This window comes from Guptibacillus hwajinpoensis, from assembly GCF_020524165.1.
Taxonomy (GTDB): Bacteria; Bacillota; Bacilli; order Bacillales; family Guptibacillaceae; genus Guptibacillus; species Guptibacillus hwajinpoensis_D.
Genome location: NZ_JAIVKU010000007.1, coordinates 127046 through 150869, shown reverse-complemented (window position 1 = coordinate 150869; position 23824 = coordinate 127046). Strand labels below are relative to the sequence as shown.

Genomic DNA, 23824 nt, shown 5'->3' with positions numbered 1-23824 from the left:
AATTCCACCAATCTATTGTTTGTGATGTCTTTCACATACATACTATAACGTGAATGAAATGGCTCATATGTGACGGAAATCACATGAAAAGGTTTACATTTAAAATTCATTTTAAAAGGTGAAATAAATGCAATTGAATTAGAAAGGTATGTAAAAAAACGCTCAATTTTTGAGCGTTTTTTTTTTACCAGAAGAAGAATGGGGACCAGCTATAGGCGGCAATTGAAGCTAGGCCAACAGCAATAAGAGCGGCTCCAAAGAAGAAGTAGCTTCCAAAGCCGGGACCGTCATTACCGCCTTCCATTGGGCGAAGGTAGACATTGTCACGATCACAATGATCAATGTAACCATAGTGCGTTGTACCGTCATGACAACGTATCGCCACACATCTGCCAATGTTGTTGTTAAACTCGTTGTGATAAGACATGTGATTCCTCATTTCTAATTTAGTGTAAGAGTTATAGAACTCTCCGAACTCTCTGTACACTATTAATCTATGAACCAAAAGTAGAAGAGGTTTGGACAGGAATGGAATTGTAATAAACTCTTTAATATAAAAAACAAAGTAGCTATGATAAAGATAAAATATTGGAGGTGGCGGATGAACGCGATTAAACCAATAGGGTCTTTTTATGCGGTGAATGAAGAAGGGTATTTGGTAAACGATACGTCACGGGAGAAGGTGGGTAACTATCGAAATGCAATCAATCGTGCAGTTGAGATCTTAACGCTAAAAGTGCCTTTACAAAGCATTTATTTACGAGGTTCAGTCCCAAAGGGTAAGGGAATTGAGGGTATATCTGATCTCGACCTCATTGTTTTAACGGAGCATGAAAATGAGCAAATAGCTGAGTTCCTCAATCAAATCATTACCGATGAATTTCCGTTGGTGAATGGTTGTGAGGTCAGTTTCTTTTCACAACAAGAGCTAGAACAAGTAACGTGCTTTTCAATCATTCCATTTATGATAAAAACGTCTAGTCTACTTGTGTATGGAAACGATGTGGCAAAAGCTATTCCAAATTATAAACCAGACCGCGCTCTTGCAAATGATCATCTAATTCAGCTAGAAAATCACATTAATCAAGCAAAAAGGGAGCTAGTTGGAAATGAAGATGTTGAAGATATAGCTGATTGCTGCGGATGGATTATGAAGATCATTGTCCGGAGCGGTCTCGCGCTTGTAATGGAGAAAGATCCAAAGTATACAAGAGATCTCTATCCAGCTTATACGTTGTTTAGCAACTTCTTTCCTCATAAAGAGTCATGTATGAAGCAGGCATTAATTTATGCAGTATACCCAATAAAATCGAGAGAAGAGATTACTCAATTTTTGGATCAGTTCGGAGGGTGGCTGATTCAAGAAGCGAATGATTGGCTCAATGAGTATAATCCTGATAGAGTTCGCCATCTTTCGATTGAGTAGTAAAAAAAGGAGGGAGATCATGAAATTGATCTCCCTCCTTTTTATTTTTCATAAATAGGTGATTAGCGCAATTCCACAAAGAAACAAAACGCTAAGAATCACTTTTCCAAAAAGAGGGAGTTGTTCTTTTCCCTTCTCATTAATTCGTTCTTCCTCTTCCTCAAGAGTCGTTTTGTTTTTCGAATGGCAGCAGCCCATATCATCACACCTTTTTGGTTTCATTCACGATCCGCCAAAGGGGATTCTCTGTTTAACTTAACCCTTTAAGCGACACTATCCTTATCCCACCCGGAAATATCGATTTCGAGTGGAATGTTAGCAGCGCGTTGCTTACGAGCAGAGTAGAAGAAAGCTACAATAACGCCGATCGTAATGATGGTAGCACCAATGTAAGCGACGTTCATCGGTAAGCGAAAGCCGATTGGGGCATTTAGAATATAAGTGGTCGTTGCCATTGTGATGAAAATCGCTGGAATCATGGCAATCCAGTAATTTTTCTTTGCAATAAACAAGTACATCGCGCCAACCCATAAGGCAATCATCGCAGTAGATTGGTTGGCCCATGAGAAGTATCTCCATAGAAGGGTGAAATCAATCTTTGTAAGCCCAAATGCAACAACGAAAAGCGGTAGTGCGATCCAGAGACGATTTGTTACTTTACGCTGTGAGTAATTAAAGTAGTCTGCAATAATCATACGAGCACTTCTGAAGGCCGTATCGCCAGACGTGATTGGAAGGACAATGACACCAAGAATGGCAAGCGTTCCACCGATCGCACCAAGCATGAGCGTAGAAGCTTCACTTACAATCGCAGCCGGCCCACCATTTGCGAGCAGTTCATTTAGCCCAACTGGTCCATTAAATAGGCTCATAGCAGCAGCAGCCCAAATCATCGCAATGACACCTTCTGCAATCATCATTCCGTAGAAGATGTTACGACCTTGTTTCTCATTTTGCGTTGTACGTGAAATAATCGGCGTTTGCGTCGCGTGAAAACCAGAAAGTGCTCCACAAGAGATCGTTAAGAATAACAATGGAAATACCGGTGCATTGTCAGGGTGAAAGTTACTTAGTGTGATTTCAGGAATCGGTGCGCCGGTAAACACAAGCCCAGCACCAACGCCAAGTGCACTAATAAGAAGAAGTGCACCAAAAATCGGATAAAAGCGTCCGATGATTTTATCAATCGGTAATAGTGTAGCTAGGATATAGTAAACAAAAATCGCTCCTAGAATAAGGCCCATTGTTGCCCAACCGTTCATTAAGTTATTCAATAGCCCAGCTGGTGCTGTTACAAACACTGTTCCTGTTAGAAGGAGAAGTAGCACAGCGAATGCATTCACAACGTGCTTCATCACTTTTCCAAGAAATTTTCCTGCAAGTTCAGGTAAGTGAGCGCCCCTGTTACGAATGGAGATCATTCCTGTAAGATAATCGTGAACAGCTCCTGCGAAAATACAACCAAATACGATCCAGAGAAAAGCCACTGGCCCGTAGAGTGCACCCAGGATCGGGCCGAAGATTGGACCAACGCCTGCAATGTTCAATAATTGAATCAAGGAGTTCTTCTTCGTGTTCATTGGAAGATAATCGACGCCATCCTGATGGGTATAGGCCGGGGTTTGACGAGCTTCCTTAATGCCGAAAACCTTTTCTACAAATTTACCATAAGTAAAATAACCAATAATTAGAAGTGCAATTCCTGCTAGAAATGTATACATGAAATCATCCCTTTCCGTACAAATGTATGCGTTTACATAAATTATAAGAGATGAGAGGGAGGAATGGACTCATTCCGCTCTAACATGTCTGAAAGTTGGATTGAGATGTCAGTATGAAAGACTGAAATGCACTCGGAATTACAATTCAAGTTCCGTACGTAGCGCTTTTACATAATTACGACTGACCGAAAGTTTCTCCTCATATCCTTCTAATTCAAGCTGATAAGCACCATTAAACCAGGGGGTCAGGCGCGTCACGTAGTGAAGATTAACAAGATATCCTTTATGAATTCTAAAAAATGAGAAGGAGGATAGTCGGCTTTCAAGTTCTTTTAACGCCATCTTCACTTCGTATTCGCCATTTTTTACAACGATTCGTGAGACTTTTTCATCGCGAAAAATAAAGAGGATATCATTGGGATCGAGGTAATGAATCTCACCTTCTAGTTCAACTGAGAGCTTGCCTTTCTTTGAAGGAGGCTCTTCTTTAGTAGTAGATATTTGCATCAACTTTTCTAAACGTTGTACGGTTTGATGAAGTTGTTCTTCATCATAAGGTTTCAGAAGATAGTCAACCGCTTCATATCGAAAAGCTTCTGCAGCAAATTCAGGATAAGCAGTCGCAAAAACGATGTGCGGTGGTTTTTTTAGTTCTAATAAGGCTTTTGCTGCTTCCATCCCATTCATTTTGGGCATCTCCACATCAAGAAAAACAACATCTGGTTGGAGTTGAAGTGCTTTGATCACTGCTGTTTCACCTGAATCAGCTTCACCAATGACATTTATTAACTTACTATATGAGAGTAAATGAACGAGTTCCTGGCGGCTGTAGCGTTCATCATCTACGATTAAACATTTGATTTCGTTCATCTATTCGTCCTCCATTAGTGGAATCACAAAGCAAATGGTTGTACCGTTAAAAGGTTCGCTATGAATGGAAAGGCTTGCTTCGTTTCCAAATAGCATTGTGAGGCGACGGTTAACGTTATAAAGGCCAAGGCCTGTACCAGTTTCAGAAGAGACATGTGCTTTGCCAAGCTCTGATAAACGGTCAGGGGAAATCCCTTCCCCGTTATCAGTCACACAAACAGTAACCCCATTTGAATGTTGAGCAATCGTAATTTCAACGAGACAATCATTTTCCTTATTTTTGATACCGTGTTTAATCGCATTCTCAACAATCGGCTGTAATGTAAGGGGAGGCAATTGAACGGATAATACACTTTCATCGATTGTATAGTTAACAGATAATCTGTCTACAAAACGAGCTTCTTCCACTTCAAGGTAGGCTTTTACATGCTTTAACTCCTGGTTAAGCGAGGTCATGTTCGCTGTTGTGCCAGATAAATTCTGTCTTAAAAAGTGTGAAAGGGAAACGAGTAATTTACGTGCTTTATCAGGTTCAATTCGAATTAACGAAATGATCGTATTAAGTGAATTAAAAAGAAAGTGCGGACTGATTTGTGCTTGTAATGCTTTGATCTCGGCTTCTTTTGCTAGTTGATAGGCTTTATCTGCTTCAGCTATTTCTAACTGATTACTAAGAAGGTTGCTGAGACCGAGAACGAGCTCAGTAATAATATGGGTGATCTCTTTTTCCGATCGAAAATAGAATTTGAGCGTGCCAATCGTTTTACCCCGCTGTTTAAGTGGAGCAATAATGGCTGCTCCGAGCGGACAATTTTTCTCGGCACAGTGAATGGTTTGATCATTTGCTATTACAATTTCGCCGTTATGAATCACGTCTTTCGTAATAGTCGTTTGAATCACGTGTCCTGATTGGTGATGGTCGTTAGCTAGGCCAACGTGACTTAAAATGTGGGTACGATCCGTTATAGCCACTGCGCTACCTTCAATTTCACGATGAAGAATCTGACAGACTTCATTAGCTGAAGCTTTGGAAAGTCCCTGTCTGAGATACCCAAGTGTTTGATCCGCGATACGAAGGGTTTTCTGAGCCTGAAGAGCACCAGCTTTTTCTTCCTCGTTTACAACATTTTTTATAATAAGAAGGAAGAGAGCACAGCCAATTCCGTTTGCGAGAATCATTGGAATTCCGATCACTTCTACAAGAGCCATGGCATTTTGGAACGGTTTAGAAAGAATCAAGATAATAAGCATTTGAACGGCTTCTGCACCTGCACCGATCATGAAGGCTGATCGAAGTTTTACATGGCGATTGCGTTTATGTAGAGAGCCAGCGATAAGTCCAGCAATAATGGAAGCAAGTCCACAAGCAAATGCTGTGAATCCCCCAAGCATATAACGATGGATCCCGGCGATAAGTCCAGCACCAAAGCCGACCCTCTTTCCACCAAGAAGTCCAGCAAGAACGACCCCGATTACTCTTGAATTCGCAATTGCTTCGTCAGAAGAAACTTCAAGCGGCCAGGAATTAAATTGGAGTGAATCTGTACTAAATGTTAATCCTGTATACGTTCCGATGATCCCAAAGAAACCAAAGAAGCCAATCGCAACATACTGCTGCTTACGAGCAAGCTGATCGCTGTATATCATATCTCGAAAGAAGCGAAAGCGGGTTAGCACAAATGCAATTGTAACGATAATGCCAAGTCGCTCTAGCATCGTAAGCAAGAGTTCGAACATGAGGAAAAGCTCCTTTCCGATTCTTTCCGGTGCCTGTCACCACCCGGTTTAAGTCAAATTCTGTCGAATAGTAAAGCGGTTACTTCTTATTATACGGGTTTTCATGAAGAGGTTAAATAGATGGAAGAGAGAAGATAAATGCCTCTCACATAAGATCAGTTTTTCATTTAACCTCTTATTTTACGTTTGAATATCAAATTTTCTTAACCTGTGCTGCAAGCTTTGTCTACTCAGACCTAATACTTGTGCTGTTCTCGAGATATTGTTTTTGTTTTCTTTAAGCACTTGTTGAATATAAACTTTTTCAGCTTTCTCCATTTGTTCCTTCAATGGGATGATTTGATTTGCATGATGAGTGGTTAGCGGTTCAGGATCAATCGTATGCCTTCCATTTTGTAATGACGATTTGTTTCGATATTGAATTGGCAAATGAGAATAGTCAATGACGTCTTCGCTCATCATTAAATTCATTGACCCTTCAATAATATGCTCCAATTCTCGTACATTCCCTGGCCAATCGTAAGCCTGAAATGATTCAGAGACTTCGGTATCTACTCCTTTCACGTCCATTTGGAAGAGATCATTATATTTTGAAATAAACGTGTCCACTAACAAAGAGATATCCTCTTTCCTTTCTCTAAGTGGGGGGATAAATAATGTCACAACCCCAAGCCGATAATACAAGTCTTTACGCATTCGTTCATTCGCAATGGCTTCAATCGGATCTTCGTTCATTGTAGCGATAATTCTGACATCAATGACTTTATCCTCTGTGTCACCAATGCGCCGAATTGTTTTTTCCTGTAGCACTCTCAACAGTTTCGCTTGTAAATTCATACTTAATGAATTGATTTCATCAAGCAATAACGTTCCGCCTTCTGCTTGTTCAAATAATCCTGGACGTTCCATAGCCCCTGTAAATGCACCGCGTTTTGTACCAAATAAAAGACTTTCAATTAAATTATCTGGGAGGGCAGCACAGTTTTGCGAAATAAACGGAGCGGAAGATCGGTGGCTACCATTGTGGATGCTTTGAGCAAATAATTCTTTCCCAGTTCCAGTTTCCCCAACGATCAAAACAGACGACGATGTCCTTGTGCTCCGTTTTGTGTTCTCAATCACTTCTTGAATGGCGGGGCTACCTCCAATAATGCTATCGAATGTGAATCGAGTGTTTCCTTTTCGATTCATATTGTCACGAATTAACCGCTCAAGCTTTGTCACGTCGTTGGATATCTCGACTGCGCCTTTGATCGTACCGTTTTCTAAAATTGGAAATGAGTTGTTTATTGTTGTGATTTCTTTCCCTTTATTATTGAAATACGTTTGCTTCACATTCGACGTTTTGATGCCCTTTTGAAGTGCTTTAACAAGTGTGCTGCTCTCATTCGCTGAGAACATAAAGACATCTAATAAGTATTTATCAAGAACATCCTGGCGATCCATGGCTTCAATTTGCATCATTTTAGGGTTATAAATAATCGTTTTCCCTTTTTCATCAATGACGTGAACGCCGACATCGATCTCGTCGATGACTTTTTTATATACTCGATTCATGGTTTTAAGGACTTTCCAATCGTTCTCCGCTTCATTCTCCAAGTTACGTACCTCCTTTGTTACTATCGCTATTGTATGTATGGAAGGACATGGATTGCAATATTATTTTGCGGTTACCTGCAAAATAAATTAATCACCCGCAAAAATATTTTGCGTATCGACATGTAGTAACCTCCGTCATTCCTAAGATTAAACCAGTATTAAAAGTTGGCATAAAACTTGCTTATTATTAAGGAGAGAGAACGATGTTATTTTTTGCTTCTCTAGATGAGGCGAACTTTTAAAGGAGGAAGAACATGAAGACACAAACAACGACTGAAAATGTAATTGAAAAAACAACCCAATTTGGAGCAAATAACTATAACCCACTTCCAATTGTTATTACGGAAGCTGAAGGAGTATGGGTAAAAGATCCTGAAGGCAACCGATATATGGATATGCTAAGTGCCTATTCAGCAGTAAACCAGGGGCATCGTCATCCGAAGATTATTCAAGCGTTAAAAGATCAAGCTGATCGCATTACACTTACTTCTAGAGCTTTTCATAACGATCAATTGGCTCCGTTTTATGAGAAGGTAGCAAAGCTTACAAATAAAGCAAAAGTTCTTCCAATGAACACTGGGGCAGAAGCAGTGGAAACCGCGATTAAAACAGTGCGACGCTGGGCTTATGATGTGAAAGGCGTTTCAGAAAATCAGGCTGAAATGATTGCATGCGTCGGGAATTTCCATGGACGTACAATGACGGCTGTATCCCTCTCTTCTGAGACTGAATACCAGAAAGGATTTGGCCCAATGTTACCGGGTATTAAATTAATTCCTTACGGTGATATTGATGCGCTACGAAATGCCATTACACCAAATACAGCTGCTTTCCTATTTGAACCGATTCAAGGAGAAGCAGGGATCGTCATTCCTCCCGATGGCTTTTTAAAGGAAGCTTATGATGTTTGTAAAGAAAATAATGTACTTTACGTTGCAGATGAAATTCAAGCAGGTCTTGGGCGCTCGGGTAAAACATTTGCGTGCGATTGGGAGAATGTTGAGCCGGATATTTATATTCTCGGAAAAGCGTTAGGCGGAGGCGTCTTCCCAATCTCATGTATCGCAGCTAATGAAGAGATTCTTGGTGTCTTCAATCCCGGATCCCATGGATCAACATTTGGTGGTAACCCACTTGGCTGTGCCGTTTCGGTTGCTGCGCTTGAAGTTTTAGAAGAAGAACAGTTAGCTCAGCGCTCACTTGAGCTTGGCAACTATTTTCAAGAAAAATTAAAGGAAATCGATAATCCTCTTATAAAAGAAGTACGCGGTAAAGGGCTATTTATCGGAGTTGAATTAACAGAGCCAGCAAGACCTTATTGCGAAAAGTTAAAAGAAGAAGGGCTTTTATGTAAAGAAACGCATGATACGGTGATCCGATTTGCGCCACCGCTTATCATTTCAAAAGAAGATCTTGATTGGGCTATAGCTAAAATCGTAAATGTGTTGTCCAAGTAAGAACATTAAATAAGAAGAGGTGTCTACATGGAAGCGGCAGTTAGCCAACAATTAAAGCAGGCTGAAAAACAAGATACGGAATCACTGAATTTATTTCACTCCACTCAAATCGTCGTGAAAGAAGCGCTTGATCAACTTGGTTATTCAGATGAGATGTATGAACTTTTAAAAGAACCAATGAGAATGCTAACTGTCCGCATTCCTGTGCGAATGGATAATGATAAGGTTCGAATTTTTACCGGGTATCGGTCCCAACATAATGATGCCGTGGGACCGATAAAAGGTGGGGTGCGATTTCATCCAGAGGTAACTGAAGATGAAGTGAAGGCTCTATCTTTATGGATGAGTTTAAAGTGTGGAATTGCGAATTTACCATACGGCGGTGGAAAGGGCGGGATTATTTGTGATCCTCGTGAGATGTCATTCCGCGAATTGGAACGGTTGAGTCGTGGCTATGTTCGCGCCATCAGCCAGATCGTTGGTCCGACAAAAGATATTCCTGCTCCAGATGTTTTCACAAATTCTCAAATCATGGCCTGGATGATGGATGAATACAGTCGGATTCGTGAATTTGATTCTCCGGGATTTATTACGGGTAAACCAGTTGTGCTTGGTGGCTCTCATGGAAGGGAAACAGCAACAGCTCGTGGCGTAACGATCTGTATTGAAGAGGCTGCTAGAAAGAAAGGAATCAAGCTACAGGGAGCGCGCGTCGTGATTCAAGGGTTTGGAAATGCTGGTAGTTTCTTAGCGAAATTTATGCATGATGCAGGAGCTAAAATCATTGGGATCTCTGATGCCTATGGTGCGATCTACGATGCTGAAGGACTAGATATTGATGATTTGCTGGATCGCCGGGATAGTTTTGGAACGGTGACAACTTTATTCAATCATACGATTACGAATAAGGAGCTACTTGAGCTAGACTGCGATATTCTTGTTCCGGCTGCGATTTCAAATCAAATCACCATCGAAAATGCAGCAGCCATTAAAGCTTCCATAGTAGTAGAAGCTGCAAATGGACCGACAACAATCGAGGCCACCAAAATTTTAACGAAGCGAGGTATTTTACTTGTTCCTGATGTGCTTGCAAGTTCAGGTGGTGTAACAGTCTCGTATTTTGAATGGGTTCAAAACAATCAAGGGTATTATTGGACTGAGGAAGAAGTAGAAGCAAGGTTGCGAAAAGTGATCGTTGAGTCTTTTGCCAAAGTTTATCAAATCTCAAAAACTTATCAAGTAGATACGAGGTTAGCAGCTTATATGGCCGGAATTCGAAAGATGGCAGAAGCTTCAAAGTTTCGAGGTTGGGTTTAGGTTGAGTTAAAGCGGCTCTTAAATTATTGTAACGAAAGGGAGGTTGAAAGAATGAATGAGATCGTTCATACAATTAACAGTCCTTACTATGGAACAATTGAGCAAGTCGTTATACAACCATTGGATTACGTATATGAGTGGGAAACCTTGTTTTTAGTTAAGACAGTTGAAGGTAAACTTGAACACGTTCATGTTGGAGTGAGCGGACATCTTCTTTCGATCGAAGTAAGGAAGGGTGAAGAGATCACACCTATTACAGTTTTAGGAACGTTGAGAGATGATTTGTTAATAACCGGTAGCGATTGAAGTGATAGAAACGCAGCACCCTTTTCTGTATAGGCAGAAAGGGTACATAGGTAGACGATGGGAAGTCAAATTGGAGGTAAGCGAATGAGGAAAAGCGGCAAACAGATGACTTTTGGTTTAGCAATTATACCGTTTATAGCTATGATTATTGCGATGGGTTTTACGATTGTCGTGTTTGAAGGAAGTGCGCACGTCCCTCTTATTTTAGGTGCTTTTGTATCCGCTTTCATAGCGTGGTTTGTTGGTTATAGCTGGGGTGAAATTGAATCTAGTATATATAAAGGTATCCGTCTTTCATTACCAGCGGTGGTTATCATCATTCTTGTAGGTATTGTCATAGGAGCGTGGATCGGCGGTGGAATTGTTGCGACAATGTTTTATTATGGCTTAAAGCTCATATCGCCTGCTTTTTTCTTAGTTTCTATTGCCGTCATTTGTGCGATTGTCTCCATTGCGACTGGAAGCTCGTGGTCAACGATGGGAACAATCGGAATTGCGGGGATGGGAATTGGATTGAGTATGGGAATTCCTTCAGGTATGGTCGCTGGGGCGATTATTTCAGGGGCGTATTTTGGTGATAAAATGTCTCCTCTATCAGACACTACGAATCTAGCTTCTGGAACAGTAGGAGCGAATCTATTTGATCATATCAAGCATATGACGTATACGACCGTTCCGGCATTTATTATTGCTCTTGGTGTGTACTGGTATTTAGGTACAAAGTTTGCCTCTAATAAAATAGATTTTGAAAAGATCGACTCCATTATGAATGTGCTACAAGATTCTTTCGTTATTTCGCCATGGTTGCTTTTAGCGCCTGCACTAGTCATCGTATTGGTCTCTAAAAAGGTGCCTGTTATACCGTCCTTAATGGCTGGTATTATACTAGGATTTCTAGCAGACATTTTTGTACAAGGTGGTGATGTTGGAACAGCTGTGAATACATTACAAAGCGGCTTTTCCATCGAGACGGGAAATGCAACAATCGATGAACTTTTTAATCGCGGTGGTATTGACGATATGATGTACACCGTATCACTCGTTATTTGTGCGATGACGTTTGGTGGAATACTGGAGAATACGGGAATGCTAAATGCGATCGTAACTCAAATTATTAAAATAGCGAAGACAGCGAAGGGGTTATTAACGACGACGGTGATGTCTGCCTTTGCTACAAATGTTCTAACAGCAGAGCAGTATATTTCAGTCGTGCTCCCAGGCAGGATGTATGTAAAAAGATATAGAGAGCTTAATCTTCATCCGAAAAATTTATCACGTGCGATTGAAGATGGTGGGACATTAACTTCCGTGTTTGTTCCATGGAATACGTGTGCTGTATTTATATTTGGTACGTTAGGAGTATCGGTTCTAGAATATGCCCCTTATGCCATTTTGAACTATCTTGTTCCTGTTCTGTCGATTATCTTTGCGTGGAGTGGTTTAACAATTGCTTATATGACGAAAGAAGAGAGAATGAATGGGGTGGAGGATGAAGAGAAGGTAGAGGATGTTGGATAATAGGTAAGGTATGTTAATAAAAAGATAGAAAAGCAGAATCCCGTATGGAAAGGATTCTGCTTTTCTATCTTTTGGGGAATCATCCGCAAAGCTCTGTAAGGATCTTTTGAATCGTATAAATGCTATCATCTTTCTTAAACTGTTTCGAGAAAGTAGGAGTCTGTGAACTTGAGATCCAGATCTTAAGCTCTGCATCAAGATCAAAGTGTCCAGCCGTTTCAATGCTAAAGTGCGAAATGCTCTTATAAGGAACTGAGTGATACTCAACTTTCTTGCCAGTCATGCCTTGCTTGTCAACAAACAAAAGTCGTTTGTCTGTAAAGACGATTAAATCCCTCACAAGCTTAAATGCGGCATTCACCTCTTCTGCTTCTGAAAGAATGGTAGATAGCTCTTTCTTCACATCTTCTTTCTTCATCGTTGAAGCATTTCCCATAAATCCGCTTAAAATGCCCATTATAACTCCTCCTTAACATTTGAATTGTGGTCTCTCTCATATTCTAGCATAGGTAGTGCCTGTCACCACCCGAACTGACCACCCGAACTGGCTCGAATGCTGTCGAGCAATATATGGATAAAAGTCGTGTTTCTTGCATACGTATCGTATGATGCTCGTGATAAACTCGAGTTAATCAGGATTAACGGCAATTATTTCTTATTTATAGGAGGGGTAACAATGCCATTTTTGAACATTGAAGATGATTTAGAAATTTATTATGAAGATGTTGGTATGGGACGTCCTATCATTTTCATTCATGGCGTTTGGATGAGTAGCCGCTTTTTCAAAAAGCAGCTACCGTACTTCAGGCAAAAATATCGTGCGATTTCACTAGATTTAAGAGGTCATGGCCAATCCTCTCACGTTCAAACGGGGCACACAGTGGCTAACTATGCTCGTGATCTAAAGAAATTTATTGATCAGCTTCATCTGAAGGAAGTTACCCTAGTCGGTTGGTCAATGGGAGCCTTCGTTATTTGGGAATACTTGCATCAGTTCGGTGAAGACAATGTGAAAGGTACGGTAATCGTTGATGAACTCGCATCTGACTTCAAATGGCCTGATTTTGACATTGGTGCATTTGATCTCCCGGCACTTACAGGGATGATGAGAGACATTCAATCTGATCAGAAGGGGCTCCTTCAAGGGTTTATTCCTCTCATGTTTAAAGAGGAGCGATCTCAAACTGAGCTCGAGTGGATGGTAGAGGAGACAACGAAAATGCCGGCTTCCATTGCAAGCGCCATTCTTTTCGATCAATCAATCATTGACTGCCGTCCTTATTTAAATCAGATCACAAAACCAACATTATTATGTTTTGGAAAAGAAGAAAAGCTCATACCAGTAGCAGCAGGAGAATATTTAGAAAAAGAAATTCCCGATGCAAAACTGGTCCTTTTTGAAGAGAGTTGTCATTGTCCTTTTATAGAAGAAACGGATCGGTTTAATCAAATTGTAGATGAATTTATCGGTAATCTAAAATAGCTCATCATAAAGACAAGTAGCCAGTCTACTTGTCTTTTTATTAGCAAAAAAACTTTCTCATTTTTATAAAAAAAAGCTATTGCTTATCCAAAAATGCTAGGCTATAATAACATCAACGAAAGCGCTTTCGATCAAGAGGAGACCAAGATGATTACAATCTATGACTTAGCGAAAAAAACTGGTTTTTCAAGTACGACCGTTTCCAAAGCTCTTAATAATTACCCTGATGTGAGCAAAAAAACACGGCAAGCTATTCTTGATACTGCTGCTGAAATGGGCTACTTACCAAATGCACATGCCCAATCTCTTTCAACGAAGAAGTCTTGGACCATTGGCGTTATGTTTTCTGAGGACAATGAGATTGGAATGAAGCATCCATTTTTCAGTGCTGTTATTGAAAGTTTTCGTAAGCAAGCTGAGAAGGAAGGGTATGACCTTATTCTTGCTTCTAGGAACCTGCGTAACAGAGGATCAAGTTACCTTGAGCACTTTAAGTATCGAGGTGTAGATGGTATTGTGGTCATCTGCTCAGATCCTAATGATCCACAGGTGCAAGAAATGATTGATGCTAGCATTCCAATTGTTGTCATCGATATGAGTAATCAAAACTGTAGTGTCGTATTCTCTGACAATCTTTCCGGTGGGGCACTTGCAATTAACTACTTGTACTCGCTCGGCCATACGAAAATCGCCCATATTTCAGGTGAGCCTTCAATCTACGCTGGTCAAGTAAGAATTCAAGGGTACAAGGACGCAATGAAGAAGTTAAAGCTTCCGATAATAGAAGGCTATCTTGTGAATGGTGGAATGTTCTCTATTGAAGAAGGCGCGAAAGCCATGGACAAACTTCTTGATTTAAAAGAACCACCTACAGCTATCTTTGTAGCAGGGGACCATATGGCAATTGGAGCGATGGAAGCTGCTAAAAAAAGAGGATACAACATCCCGGATGATCTCTCAATCATCGGCTATGATGATATCGAAATGGCAAGCTATGTAACGCCGAAATTAACAACAATTAAACAGGATACTGATGCCATTGGCATTCGTGCCACTCAGCTTCTTATGAAGCAAATCATTCAAAAGAAAAAAATCATCACAGAAGAAATTATCCCAGTCGAGTTAATGGAAAGAGAATCTTGTAAACGGCTAAAGAAAAAATAATTTTTTTTAGGCGCTTACGAAACCGCTTTCAATAGAGTGTTTTTATATTTTTTTGGTTAAATCGAAACCGCTTTCGATTTTATTTTGTACACTTTTCGAAACCGGTTTCGTTTTCAAATAACAAATTATTTAGGGGAAAAGGAAGGGGCTCATTCATGAAAAAGGTAATTGGTCTTATGATGTCACTCGTCTTGTTGTTTGGGGTTTTAGCTGGTTGTTCAAATTCTGAGTCTTCAGGAGAAGCAAAAGGGGACAAAGATGTTGATTTAAAAGTTTGGTCTTTTACCGATGAGTTAAAGAAACCCATTACAAAATTCGAAGAAAAAAATGGTGTGAAAGTAGAATTAACGATTGTACCAATTGCTGATTATCCAACAAAACTTAAGCCTGTTCTTGAAAGTGGTGTCGGAGCACCGGATGTGTTTACTGGAGAAATTGCCTTTTTGAAGCAATGGGTAAATGCTGGCTACTGGGAAAATCTTTCTGAGGATCCGTATAACGCAAACGAAATTTCAGATAACTATGTACCTTACGTATTTGATTTAGGTAAAGATGAAAACGGTGATGTGAGAGCGCTATCATGGCAAACAACACCTGGTGGAATTTATTACAAACGCAGCATTGCGAAAGAAGTACTTGGCACAGATGATCCTGCTGAAATTGGTGAAATGCTGACGTCCATGGATAAAGTATTTGAAGTGTCCGAAAAAATGAAGGAAAAGGGTTACCGTATGTTCCCAGATGAAGGTTCAATTCGCTGGTTCTCTCAAGGTGATGATCCTCAAGCTTGGGTAAATGAAAAGGACGAATTAAAGTTAACAGATCAAAAAATCGAATTTCTAGATTATGCGAAAAAACTTCGTGAAGAGAGCTATACAGCGCTTGCACCAGAATGGTCTCCATCATGGTTTGAAGCGATGGACAAGCCAATTAAGGTAAAAGAGAGCGGCAAAGAAACTGAGACAGAAGTTTTCTCTTATGTTCTTCCTACATGGGGTCTACATAGTGTCTTGAAGACAAATGTAGAAGATTCTGTTGGAGACTGGGCGGTAACAAGCGGTCCAAGCCCTTATTTCTGGGGTGGTACGTGGTTAGGTGTATACAACAAGTCTGAGAATAAAGAGCTTGCGTATGATTTCGTGAAAATGATGACACAAGATGATGAGTTCCTAACAGATTGGGCGAAAGAAACAGGCGATGTTCTTTCTTACCTTCCAGTTACGAACGAAATCAAGGGCGACTTTAGTGATGAGTTCCTTGGCGGACAAAACAACTACCAGTTCTTCCTTGAGCAAGCAAAGAGCATTGAGCCAGGCATCGTAACAAAGTACGATCAGCAGCTTGATACATTCTATGGTAATGCGGTTCAGGAGTATGTTGACGGGAAGAAATCAAAGGACGAAGCGATTGCTGAATTTTATAAGAAAGCACAAAATGCTTACCCTGAATTGAAAGTACCAAAGAAGTAAGAAGTGTAAGCGGTGTAAGAATTCTTATACCGCTTATCTTATTTTGAAAGGAGCAACGAGATGAAGAATCTAAACCGCTATGGGTATGCTTTTATAGCACCGTTTTGGATCATTTTTCTCATATTTAATATTTATCCCGTAGCATTAACCTTCTACTATAGTTTTACAAATTATAGTGGTAGTGGAACCGCAGAAGTAGTGGGTTTTGCAAACTACCAACGATTAATTGCTGATTCTTATTTTGTAGAGGCTTTCTTTAATACATGGAAAATCTGGGGTGTGAACTTTGCCCTCCAAATTGTCATTGCACTAATTCTAGCTATGATCTTCTCAGATGCGCGGGTGAAAATGAAAGGACTTTCATTCTTCCGCTCGATTTTCTACCTGCCTAATTTAATTACGGTCAGTTCGGTAGCTCTTTTATTTGGCATTCTACTAGATTGGCAGCACGGATCGTTAAATATGGTTTTAATGAATATCGGGATTATCTCAGAGCCAATTAACTGGTTAAATCAGCCAACAACTGCTCAACTTTCAGTTTCTCTTATTCTCACGTGGATGTGGTTTGGCCATTCTTTCATCGTTGTTATGGCTGGTGTTTCAGGAATTTCAACTGATTTCTATGAAGCTGCCTTAATTGATGGAGCGAATCGCTGGCAAACCTTCACAAAAATTACGCTACCTTTGCTAAAACCGATCCTTCTTTACATTATGATTACCTCATTAATTGGTGGTCTCCAGCTCTTTGATTTACCTATGCTTTTAACCGATGGAATTGGTTCTCCGGATGGATCATTGAATACGATGGTGCTCTATTTATACAACCAGGCTTTTAAGTATAACAATTATGGTTACGCTGCTGCAGTTGCATATGGGCTGTTTATTATTACAGTAATCTTTTCAGCAATTGTCTTTAAATCGATGTATGGCAACGAGCGTAAACAAGCGAGGCGGGTGTAAATCATGATCGACCGATCAGAAATCGAAAACAATGTGACGCCTGAACAACTGGCGAAAAGAACGCTGATTCCTCAAGAAAAAAAGATGAAGAAGCGTCGCTCTCTTGTGAAGGGGATCATTTATGCGCTACTCATTTTAACTGCGATTATTTGTTTTATTCCATTCCTTATGATGCTCGTCAATGCAACACGTTCAAATGATGCGATTCTTACTGGATTTACATTAATTCCTGGTACGGCACTGATGGAAAACTATCGCACCATGATGGAATATGTAAACATTTGGAATGGTTTTAAAAACAGTTTAATTATCTCGGTGCTTGTCACGCTTTTAACTGGCTATTTTTCAGCTCTAACTGCGTATGGCTTTGCTTTCTATACGTTTAAAGGAAAGAATTTCTTGTTTGTCTTTATGCTTGTCATGATGATGGTACCAGGTCAGTTAGGGTTAATCGGATTCTATGAGCTTTGTAAAAACCTAGGCATCCTAGATACGTTCATCCCGTTGATTGTTCCAGCAGTTGCCAGCCCATTTGTCGTTTTCTTCTTACGTCAGTACATTCAAACAACACTTCATCCAAGTTTAATTGAAGCTGCTCGAATTGACGGAGCAAGCGAATTGCGGATCTTCCATACGGTTGCGATTCCGATTATGATGCCTGCGGTTGCCACTATGTCGATCTTTACTTTCATCGGCTCTTGGAACAACTACATTATGCCGTTAGTGATTCTATTTTCACCAGAAAAGTACACATTACCTGTTTTGATGGGATTCCTAAAAGGATCGCAGGTCGCACAGAATTTAGGTTCAATGTATCTTGGAATTGCTATTTCAGTTGTGCCAATTATGATCGCCTTTCTATTTTTATCTAAGTACATCGTTAATAGTATTTCAGCAGGAGCTGTTAAAGAGTAGAGGAGTGGAAGTATATGAATTTCAATAAAGACTTTACGTTCGGAACGGCAACATCTTCGTATCAAATTGAAGGAGCCCACAACGAGGGAGGCAGAACTCCTTCTATCTGGGACATGTTCTGTGATATTCCAGGTAAAGTGTATGAACAACACAATGGTAATGTAGCTTGTGATCACTACCATCGCTATGAAGAAGACATCCAAATTATTAAAGAACTTGGTGTAGACAGTTACCGATTCTCCATCGCCTGGCCACGAATATTCCCAACAAAGGGAGATTATAATCCGGAGGGAATGGCCTTCTACAAAACATTAGCAAAACGATTGCGTGAAGAAGGCATTAAGCCAGCTGTTACCCTCTATCACTGGGATCTCCCGATGTGGGCACATGAAGAAGGCGGCTGGGTCAATCGTGATTCCGTAAAGTGGTTCTTAGAATATGCTAATGTTTGCTTCCGTGAGCTTGATGGATTAGTAGATTCCTGGATTACTCACAACGAGCCATGGTGTGCTGGCTTCCTTGGATATCATTTGGGGGTTCATGCTCCGGGTCATACGAACTTAGATGAAGCTGTTCGTGCTGTTCATCATATGCTTTTATCTCATGGAGAAGCCGTGAACCTGTTGAAAAATGAATTGGCATCGACAACTTCCATTGGCATTACGTTAAATCTATCGCCAGTTTATCCAAAAACAGATTCAGTCAACGATCGACTTGCAGCAAATAACTCAGATGGTTATTCGAATCGCTGGTTTTTAGATCCTGTTTTTAAAGGAAGCTATCCAGTCGACATGATGAATTTGTTTTCCAAGTATGTTCATAATTTTGATTTTATTCAAGAAGGCGATTTGCAGAAAATCTCCATATCATGCGATTTCTTCGGCATTAACTTCTACAGCCGTGGCTTAGTTGAATTTAATGCGGCAAATGATTTTATGACACAGGGGGCACATTCTGATTATGAGAAAACTGGAATGGGCTGGGATATTGCGCCGAATGAGTTTAAAGATTTAATTGGAAGATTAAGAAATGACTATACAAATCTCCCAATCTATATTACAGAAAATGGTGCGGCTTACGATGATTTGGTGGAAGACGGTCGTGTACATGATCAAAAGCGAATGGATTATGTCGAAAAGCACCTTCAAGCCATATCCGATTTAAATGAAGAAGGCATGAATATTCGAGGTTATTTCCTATGGTCACTGCTTGATAACTTTGAGTGGAGCTTTGGCTATGATAAGCGATTTGGCATTATTTATGTAGACTATCAAACGCAGGAGCGAATTTGGAAAGACAGTGCTTTGTGGTATGCAGACATTGTAAAGAATAGAGGATCTGTTTTACCACTTAACGCATGAGAGGAAGGGGAAAAGTAGTGAAAACAAAAACGATTACTCATATTCAATCGGCGAGAGATACTGGGGATCTCCTTCAGGTAAAACAACCCCTCCAGCCCTCTTCTCACAAGAATAATGATGCAATTGAAATTATGCTTGATCCAGAAACAACCTATCAAACCATTTTGGGATTTGGCGGTGCCTTTACGGAGGCGGCTGCCTACTCCCTTTCTCTCATTAGCGAAGAAAAAAGAAATGAAATTATTTATCGCTATTTTCATCCTGAAGATGGACTTGGTTATTGCTTTGGGAGAACACACATCAATAGCTGTGACTTTTCGCTTGAGAATTATACCTATGTGCATTTAGGTGACGAGGAATTAAAAAGTTTCTCGATTGAGAGGGAGAAGAATCTCGTTATCCCTCTTATCAAAGATGCAACAAGAATAGCGGGACAAGAGTTGAACATCGTCGCGTCCCCATGGAGTCCGCCTCATTGGATGAAAAGCAATTATGATATGAATCATGGTGGAAAGCTCTTACCTGAGTATCATTCTGTCTGGGCGAATTATTACATGAAGTATATCGAGGCGATGGAAACAGAAGGGATCCCCATTTGGGGGCTAACCATTCAAAATGAACCTGAAGCAAAGCAAGTTTGGGATTCTTGTCTCTACACGGCAGAAGAAGAGCGAGATTTTATTAAGCATCACCTTGGACCAGCGATCCGAAAAAGTGGTAGAGAAGGTCTGAAGGTGATTATCTGGGACCACAATCGGGATGTTGTGTTTGACCGTGCGAGTGGGGTGTTATCCGACCCGGAGGCAGCTCAATATGTATGGGGAACTGGACTTCACTGGTACGTCTCAGAGGAATTTGAGAACTTAACAAAAGTTCACGATGCGTTTCCGGATAAGCACCTTATTTTTACGGAAGGTTGTATTGAAGGTGGAGTACAACTCGGAGCGTGGCATACCGGTGAAAGGTATGCACGGAATATCATTGGGGACTTCAATAATTACTTAGAGGCCTGGATTGATTGGAATATCGTATTGAACGAAGAAGGCGGTCCAAATCATGTAGGTAACTATTGCGATGCTCCGGTGATCGTCGATACGAAAACAGGTGATGTTCATTACAATAGCTCTTATTATTACATTGGTCATTTTAGTAAATATGTAAAACCGGGAGCAGTTCGTATTTCTTGTAGTGAACCAACTGAACGTATTCAAACGACAGCATTTCGGAATACGACTGGAGAAATAGTTGTTGTGATGATGAATGAAAATGATAAAAGTACGATCGTTAACCTTATGTTACAAGATCAAGTGTTGGCAGTAGAAATGCCAGCTCATTCTATTTCAACCGTACTTCTATAATCTTTTAAATCCTGAGGAGGACAAATTCATATGCGCAATGTACTTCCTGTTTTACTTGCAAGTGTTCTTGTTTTAAGTCCTGCTGTCTCAACTGCTGCCACGAGTCTTGATAAAGGAAAAGAAAAAAACACTAGTGAACTGGTTGTTGCGAAATCCTTTCATCCTGCTGTAATGAAAGGAAAAGTTCACGGTACGACGAAAGTAAGGGCTTCTGTTCAAGATAATTTACATCTTGCTGTGAAAATTTCAAATGAGCCAATAAATGCAAAGGTAGGGGAAGATGTACCAGATGATCGTACTGTTACGAACCCTTATGTCTCTGGAACAGACTTGTCTGGTGTAGATGAAAAAATTAATAAGTACGTGATGATTTATGCTCTAGATGAAGAAAATAAAATCGTCGAATTTAAGCAGGTTGAGCTAAAGAAAAGCGACATTCAAAAAGAAGAATGGAATTTAGTTTGGGAAGACGAATTTAATGGAGAAACCATCAATGAAGACAAGTGGAATTTTGTACAGGGTGGCGGCGGCTACGGAAACAATGAGTGGCAAAATTACACCAATCGAGAAAAGAATGCTCGAGTTGAAGATGGTTCGTTAGTTATTGAAGCACATAAGGAGTCATTCGAAGGAAACGAGTACACATCTGCAAAGTTAACAACCCAGAATAAAGGCGATTGGACATATGGGCGTTATGAAATTAAAGCCAAACTTCCTAAGGGACAAGGGATGTGGCCAGCCATCTGGATGATGCCAACGGATTATGAGCTTTATTCAGGTTGGCCAGCAACTGGAGAAATCGATATTATGGAGCTTCTTGGTCATGATCCTGATACGGTATATGGCACGCTTCATTATGGAAATCCGTGGAAAAATACAGGTGAATCTTATGATCTTCCTGTAGGTGATTTTTCTGATGACTATCATACATTTACATTAGACTGGGAACCAGGCGAGTTTCGCTGGTATGTGGATGGTATTCTCTATGCGAAGCAAAATGACTGGTTTACTAAAAACGAAAATGAAGCGGCACCCTATACGTACCCAGCACCTTTTGATCGCGATTTTTATTTGCAGCTTAACTTGGCAGTTGGAGGAAATTGGCCAGGTTATCCGGATGATTCAACTATTTTTCCAAATCAGATGCTCGTTGATTACGTGAAAGTATATGAGCTTGATGGTGAATACCGTGAAGCTGGGGAGCGGCCAGTAACTGAAGAAACTGTTGAAGATTTAAGGGACCCCGTTAATGGAGACTATGTGTATAACGGTGCATTTGATCAAGATCTTGAGTACTGGGACTTCCAACCATTTGAACCATCCGATTTATTTGGTGGTGCAGGGGAAGCGGCAGTAGTGGATGGAGAAGCAAAAGTAACGATCTCTGATCCAGGTGATCAGCCTTATGCGATTCAATTTGTGCAGCCCAATGTACCATTAGAGAATGGCGAACGATATAAGCTTTCATTTGACGCACGCTCAAGCGGTGATCGTGGAATGGTTGTGAATGTTTCTGGTCCTGAACAGGGATTTGCTAGGTATCTTTCAGATAAAAGTGTAGACCTGTCTTCAAATTATCAAACTTACTCATATGAATTTGAGATGGAGAATGGAACTGATCCGCATTCTCGCATCGAGTTCAACATGGGACAGAGCTCGGATTTACCAGTCTGGATTGATAATGTCAGTCTCGTTAAACTGCCAAAGGATCCAAATGCCTCGAAAAAAGTTCTTCCTACTGGAAACTATATTTACAATGGAACATTTGATCAAGGAAATGACCGAATGGTTTTCTGGGATCTTGAGAAGGAAGGAAAAGCAAAGGCAAATGCTTCTGTAGGGGAAGCGATTCCATCTCGTGAAATCACAATTGATGTTAAAAAATCGAATGAACTTGAGGATGTACGTCTCAGTCAGGATAAATTGAATGTTGAAGAAGGAGTTTACGTTCTGACCTTCGATGCAAAAGCGGATGAAGCAAGATCAGTTGGAGTACGACTAACAGATGAAGATCATTCACAAGATTACGTTAGTGATAAACAGATTTCCATTACAGAAAAGATGAGTTCTTATCAAGTGATGCTGGATATGAAAGAAACTGATTCTAAAACAGTGTTTGAATTTTTGTTAGGTGGCAGCAGTCGTACGAGTGTAACGATTGATAATGTAGAAATGAAACGCGTAGCACCACCTGTTACAATTGATGGTGTTACGAAAGTAGAAGCGGAAGAGTTTCAAGCGATGTCCGGTGTTCAGGTTGGAGAAGATGGCAAAAGTGTTGGCTGGATTGATGAAGGTGATTGGATGCAGTATGCAGTAGATGTGAAAAAAGAGGGCAATTATACTGTACGTTATCAAGTCGCTTCAGGTCGAGATGGAGCTAATGTCACACTGCTGAGTAAAGCAGGGAACGTGTACGATGGTACACGAGGAATGGGTGAAATTCTAGTTGGAGAGGCAGATCAACTGACTTCGATAGACGTTGCCCAAACAGGTGGTTGGGGCATGTGGAAGACGGTTACTGACACCATTTATTTAGAGAAAGGTATACAAACCCTTCAGGTTAATGCTGCTAATTTGAACCTGGATTGGATTGTCCTTTCCCCAGAGCAATCCGGTTCTGATACAGTTTTGAGAAATGGTGATTTCTCTAATGCGCTAACAAATTGGGGATCATGGTGGGGAGATCAATGGAGCGGTGTAGCTGAAGGCGAGATTGCTCATGAGGATGGACAGATGAAGATCGTTGTTTCAAAAACGGGTGAGCAGTCATACAGTCCTCAAGTATTCCAGGAAAATCTTTTCTTAGAAGAAGGAACAACGTATACTGTATCGTTTGACGCTAAGGCTTCAGTAGCAAGAGATATCAACCTTGTCATCGGTGAACCATTAACCTCAGATCCTTGGTTCATTCCGTTTATGGAAACCAAAAAGGTTTCTATTGGAGAAGAAATAGAAACGCATTCCTTTACTTTCCAGATGGATCAAGCAACAAGTGCAAATGGAAAGATTGTCTTTGAAGTTGGAAAAATTGATGGCGTGGCTACCCCATCAACCATCGTGTTAGACAACGTGGAGATAGTGCCTGTCACTACCCGATAAAGCTCAAGATTTGTCGAAAATAAAATTAGTGAAAATGAGAGGGATTCTTATAACAAGAATC

General features: G+C 40.5%; 20 protein-coding genes. 13 read left to right on the top strand and 7 right to left on the bottom strand.

The features are described 5' to 3' along the window. Positions 1-184 precede the first annotated feature (184 nt). Positions 185-427, bottom strand: a complete 243-nt coding sequence (locus LC090_RS19990; protein WP_226659913.1) for a hypothetical protein — start codon at positions 425-427, stop codon at positions 185-187. Positions 428-601: 174 nt separating this feature from the next. On the opposite strand from LC090_RS19990, the gene LC090_RS19985 reads away from it, so the two are divergent. Next, entirely contained in the window at positions 602-1426 is an 825-nt protein-coding gene (locus tag LC090_RS19985; protein WP_226659912.1) for a nucleotidyltransferase domain-containing protein, read from the top strand. Between the two features lie 48 nt (positions 1427-1474). Here LC090_RS19985 and LC090_RS19980 read toward each other — a convergent pair whose 3' ends face one another. From LC090_RS19980 to LC090_RS19960, 5 genes are all read right to left on the bottom strand, one after another. Continuing rightward, positions 1475-1648 carry a hypothetical protein gene (locus LC090_RS19980; protein ID WP_226659911.1) on the bottom strand — a complete coding sequence of 58 codons (174 nt, stop codon included), beginning with the start codon at positions 1646-1648 and terminating at the stop codon, positions 1475-1477. Between the two features lie 41 nt (positions 1649-1689). Continuing rightward, positions 1690-3147 carry a carbon starvation CstA family protein gene (locus LC090_RS19975; protein ID WP_226659910.1) on the bottom strand — a complete coding sequence of 486 codons (1458 nt, stop codon included), beginning with the start codon at positions 3145-3147 and terminating at the stop codon, positions 1690-1692. A 138-nt stretch (positions 3148-3285) separates the two neighbouring features. Beyond that, positions 3286-4017 carry a LytR/AlgR family response regulator transcription factor gene (locus LC090_RS19970; RefSeq protein ID WP_226659909.1) on the bottom strand — a complete coding sequence of 244 codons (732 nt, stop codon included), beginning with the start codon at positions 4015-4017 and terminating at the stop codon, positions 3286-3288. Beyond that, positions 4018-5754: a sensor histidine kinase gene (locus tag LC090_RS19965; protein ID WP_226659908.1), complete on the bottom strand. Its 1737-nt coding sequence runs from the start codon at positions 5752-5754 to the stop codon at positions 4018-4020. 180 nt (positions 5755-5934) lie between these two features. Further along, positions 5935-7311 (bottom strand): sigma-54 interaction domain-containing protein, encoded by a 1377-nt coding sequence (locus LC090_RS19960; RefSeq protein ID WP_226659973.1) that lies wholly within the window; start codon positions 7309-7311, stop codon positions 5935-5937. Between the two features lie 296 nt (positions 7312-7607). Between LC090_RS19960 and LC090_RS19955 the strand changes: the two genes are divergently transcribed. The 4 genes from LC090_RS19955 (at position 7608) to nhaC (ending at position 11951) form a co-directional block, all read left to right on the top strand. Continuing rightward, entirely contained in the window at positions 7608-8810 is a 1203-nt protein-coding gene (locus tag LC090_RS19955) for an ornithine--oxo-acid transaminase (protein WP_226659907.1), read from the top strand. 27 nt (positions 8811-8837) lie between these two features. Next, complete coding sequence (locus LC090_RS19950) at positions 8838-10127, top strand: Glu/Leu/Phe/Val family dehydrogenase (protein ID WP_226659906.1); 1290 nt, start codon at positions 8838-8840, stop codon at positions 10125-10127. A gap of 51 nt (positions 10128-10178) precedes the next feature. Then, entirely contained in the window at positions 10179-10433 is a 255-nt protein-coding gene (locus tag LC090_RS19945) for a hypothetical protein (RefSeq protein ID WP_226659905.1), read from the top strand. Positions 10434-10517: 84 nt separating this feature from the next. Then, positions 10518-11951 carry a Na+/H+ antiporter NhaC gene (nhaC, locus tag LC090_RS19940; protein ID WP_226659904.1) on the top strand — a complete coding sequence of 478 codons (1434 nt, stop codon included), beginning with the start codon at positions 10518-10520 and terminating at the stop codon, positions 11949-11951. A gap of 79 nt (positions 11952-12030) precedes the next feature. Here nhaC and LC090_RS19935 read toward each other — a convergent pair whose 3' ends face one another. Next, a complete protein-coding gene (locus tag LC090_RS19935; RefSeq protein WP_226659903.1) occupies positions 12031-12408 on the bottom strand; it encodes a PH domain-containing protein in 378 nt (125 codons plus the stop codon). Positions 12409-12627: 219 nt separating this feature from the next. Here LC090_RS19935 and LC090_RS19930 point away from each other — a divergent pair, with 219 nt between their 5' ends. The 8 genes from LC090_RS19930 to LC090_RS19895 all read left to right on the top strand — a co-directional run bounded on the left by LC090_RS19930 (position 12628) and on the right by LC090_RS19895 (position 23763). After that, complete coding sequence (locus tag LC090_RS19930) at positions 12628-13434, top strand: alpha/beta fold hydrolase (RefSeq protein ID WP_226659902.1); 807 nt, start codon at positions 12628-12630, stop codon at positions 13432-13434. Positions 13435-13581: 147 nt separating this feature from the next. After that, positions 13582-14598: a LacI family DNA-binding transcriptional regulator gene (locus LC090_RS19925; protein ID WP_226659901.1), complete on the top strand. Its 1017-nt coding sequence runs from the start codon at positions 13582-13584 to the stop codon at positions 14596-14598. A 155-nt stretch (positions 14599-14753) separates the two neighbouring features. Then, positions 14754-16067 carry an ABC transporter substrate-binding protein gene (locus LC090_RS19920; protein WP_226659900.1) on the top strand — a complete coding sequence of 438 codons (1314 nt, stop codon included), beginning with the start codon at positions 14754-14756 and terminating at the stop codon, positions 16065-16067. Positions 16068-16127: 60 nt separating this feature from the next. Then, positions 16128-17027, top strand: a complete 900-nt coding sequence (locus tag LC090_RS19915) for a carbohydrate ABC transporter permease (RefSeq protein ID WP_226659899.1) — start codon at positions 16128-16130, stop codon at positions 17025-17027. Between the two features lie 84 nt (positions 17028-17111). After that, positions 17112-17942 (top strand): carbohydrate ABC transporter permease, encoded by an 831-nt coding sequence (locus LC090_RS19910; RefSeq protein WP_226659972.1) that lies wholly within the window; start codon positions 17112-17114, stop codon positions 17940-17942. 14 nt (positions 17943-17956) lie between these two features. Continuing rightward, positions 17957-19303: a GH1 family beta-glucosidase gene (locus tag LC090_RS19905; RefSeq protein WP_226659898.1), complete on the top strand. Its 1347-nt coding sequence runs from the start codon at positions 17957-17959 to the stop codon at positions 19301-19303. Positions 19304-19320: 17 nt separating this feature from the next. After that, positions 19321-20661 carry a glycoside hydrolase family 30 protein gene (locus LC090_RS19900; protein ID WP_226659897.1) on the top strand — a complete coding sequence of 447 codons (1341 nt, stop codon included), beginning with the start codon at positions 19321-19323 and terminating at the stop codon, positions 20659-20661. Between the two features lie 30 nt (positions 20662-20691). Beyond that, positions 20692-23763: a carbohydrate binding domain-containing protein gene (locus LC090_RS19895; RefSeq protein ID WP_226659896.1), complete on the top strand. Its 3072-nt coding sequence runs from the start codon at positions 20692-20694 to the stop codon at positions 23761-23763. Positions 23764-23824 lie beyond the last annotated feature (61 nt).

Bases quoted from the DNA above. Each gene is read 5' to 3' on its own strand.
- LC090_RS19985 (WP_226659912.1), top strand. From the start codon at position 602: ATGAACGCGATTAAACCAATAGGGTCTTTTTATGCGGTGAATGAAGAA.
- LC090_RS19895 (WP_226659896.1), top strand. From the start codon at position 20,692: ATGCGCAATGTACTTCCTGTTTTACTTGCAAGTGTTCTTGTTTTAAGT.
- LC090_RS19905 (WP_226659898.1), top strand. From the start codon at position 17,957: ATGAATTTCAATAAAGACTTTACGTTCGGAACGGCAACATCTTCGTAT.
- nhaC (WP_226659904.1), top strand. From the start codon at position 10,518: ATGAGGAAAAGCGGCAAACAGATGACTTTTGGTTTAGCAATTATACCG.
- LC090_RS19975 (WP_226659910.1), bottom strand. From the start codon at position 3,147: ATGTATACATTTCTAGCAGGAATTGCACTTCTAATTATTGGTTATTTT.
- LC090_RS19980 (WP_226659911.1), bottom strand. From the start codon at position 1,648: ATGAAACCAAAAAGGTGTGATGATATGGGCTGCTGCCATTCGAAAAAC.
- LC090_RS19925 (WP_226659901.1), top strand. From the start codon at position 13,582: ATGATTACAATCTATGACTTAGCGAAAAAAACTGGTTTTTCAAGTACG.
- LC090_RS19935 (WP_226659903.1), bottom strand. From the start codon at position 12,408: ATGGGCATTTTAAGCGGATTTATGGGAAATGCTTCAACGATGAAGAAA.
- LC090_RS19970 (WP_226659909.1), bottom strand. From the start codon at position 4,017: ATGAACGAAATCAAATGTTTAATCGTAGATGATGAACGCTACAGCCGC.
- LC090_RS19965 (WP_226659908.1), bottom strand. From the start codon at position 5,754: ATGTTCGAACTCTTGCTTACGATGCTAGAGCGACTTGGCATTATCGTT.
- LC090_RS19955 (WP_226659907.1), top strand. From the start codon at position 7,608: ATGAAGACACAAACAACGACTGAAAATGTAATTGAAAAAACAACCCAA.
- LC090_RS19910 (WP_226659972.1), top strand. From the start codon at position 17,112: ATGAAGAAGCGTCGCTCTCTTGTGAAGGGGATCATTTATGCGCTACTC.
- LC090_RS19945 (WP_226659905.1), top strand. From the start codon at position 10,179: ATGAATGAGATCGTTCATACAATTAACAGTCCTTACTATGGAACAATT.
- LC090_RS19990 (WP_226659913.1), bottom strand. From the start codon at position 427: ATGTCTTATCACAACGAGTTTAACAACAACATTGGCAGATGTGTGGCG.
- LC090_RS19920 (WP_226659900.1), top strand. From the start codon at position 14,754: ATGAAAAAGGTAATTGGTCTTATGATGTCACTCGTCTTGTTGTTTGGG.
- LC090_RS19960 (WP_226659973.1), bottom strand. From the start codon at position 7,311: ATGAATCGAGTATATAAAAAAGTCATCGACGAGATCGATGTCGGCGTT.
- LC090_RS19950 (WP_226659906.1), top strand. From the start codon at position 8,838: ATGGAAGCGGCAGTTAGCCAACAATTAAAGCAGGCTGAAAAACAAGAT.
- LC090_RS19915 (WP_226659899.1), top strand. From the start codon at position 16,128: ATGAAGAATCTAAACCGCTATGGGTATGCTTTTATAGCACCGTTTTGG.
- LC090_RS19930 (WP_226659902.1), top strand. From the start codon at position 12,628: ATGCCATTTTTGAACATTGAAGATGATTTAGAAATTTATTATGAAGAT.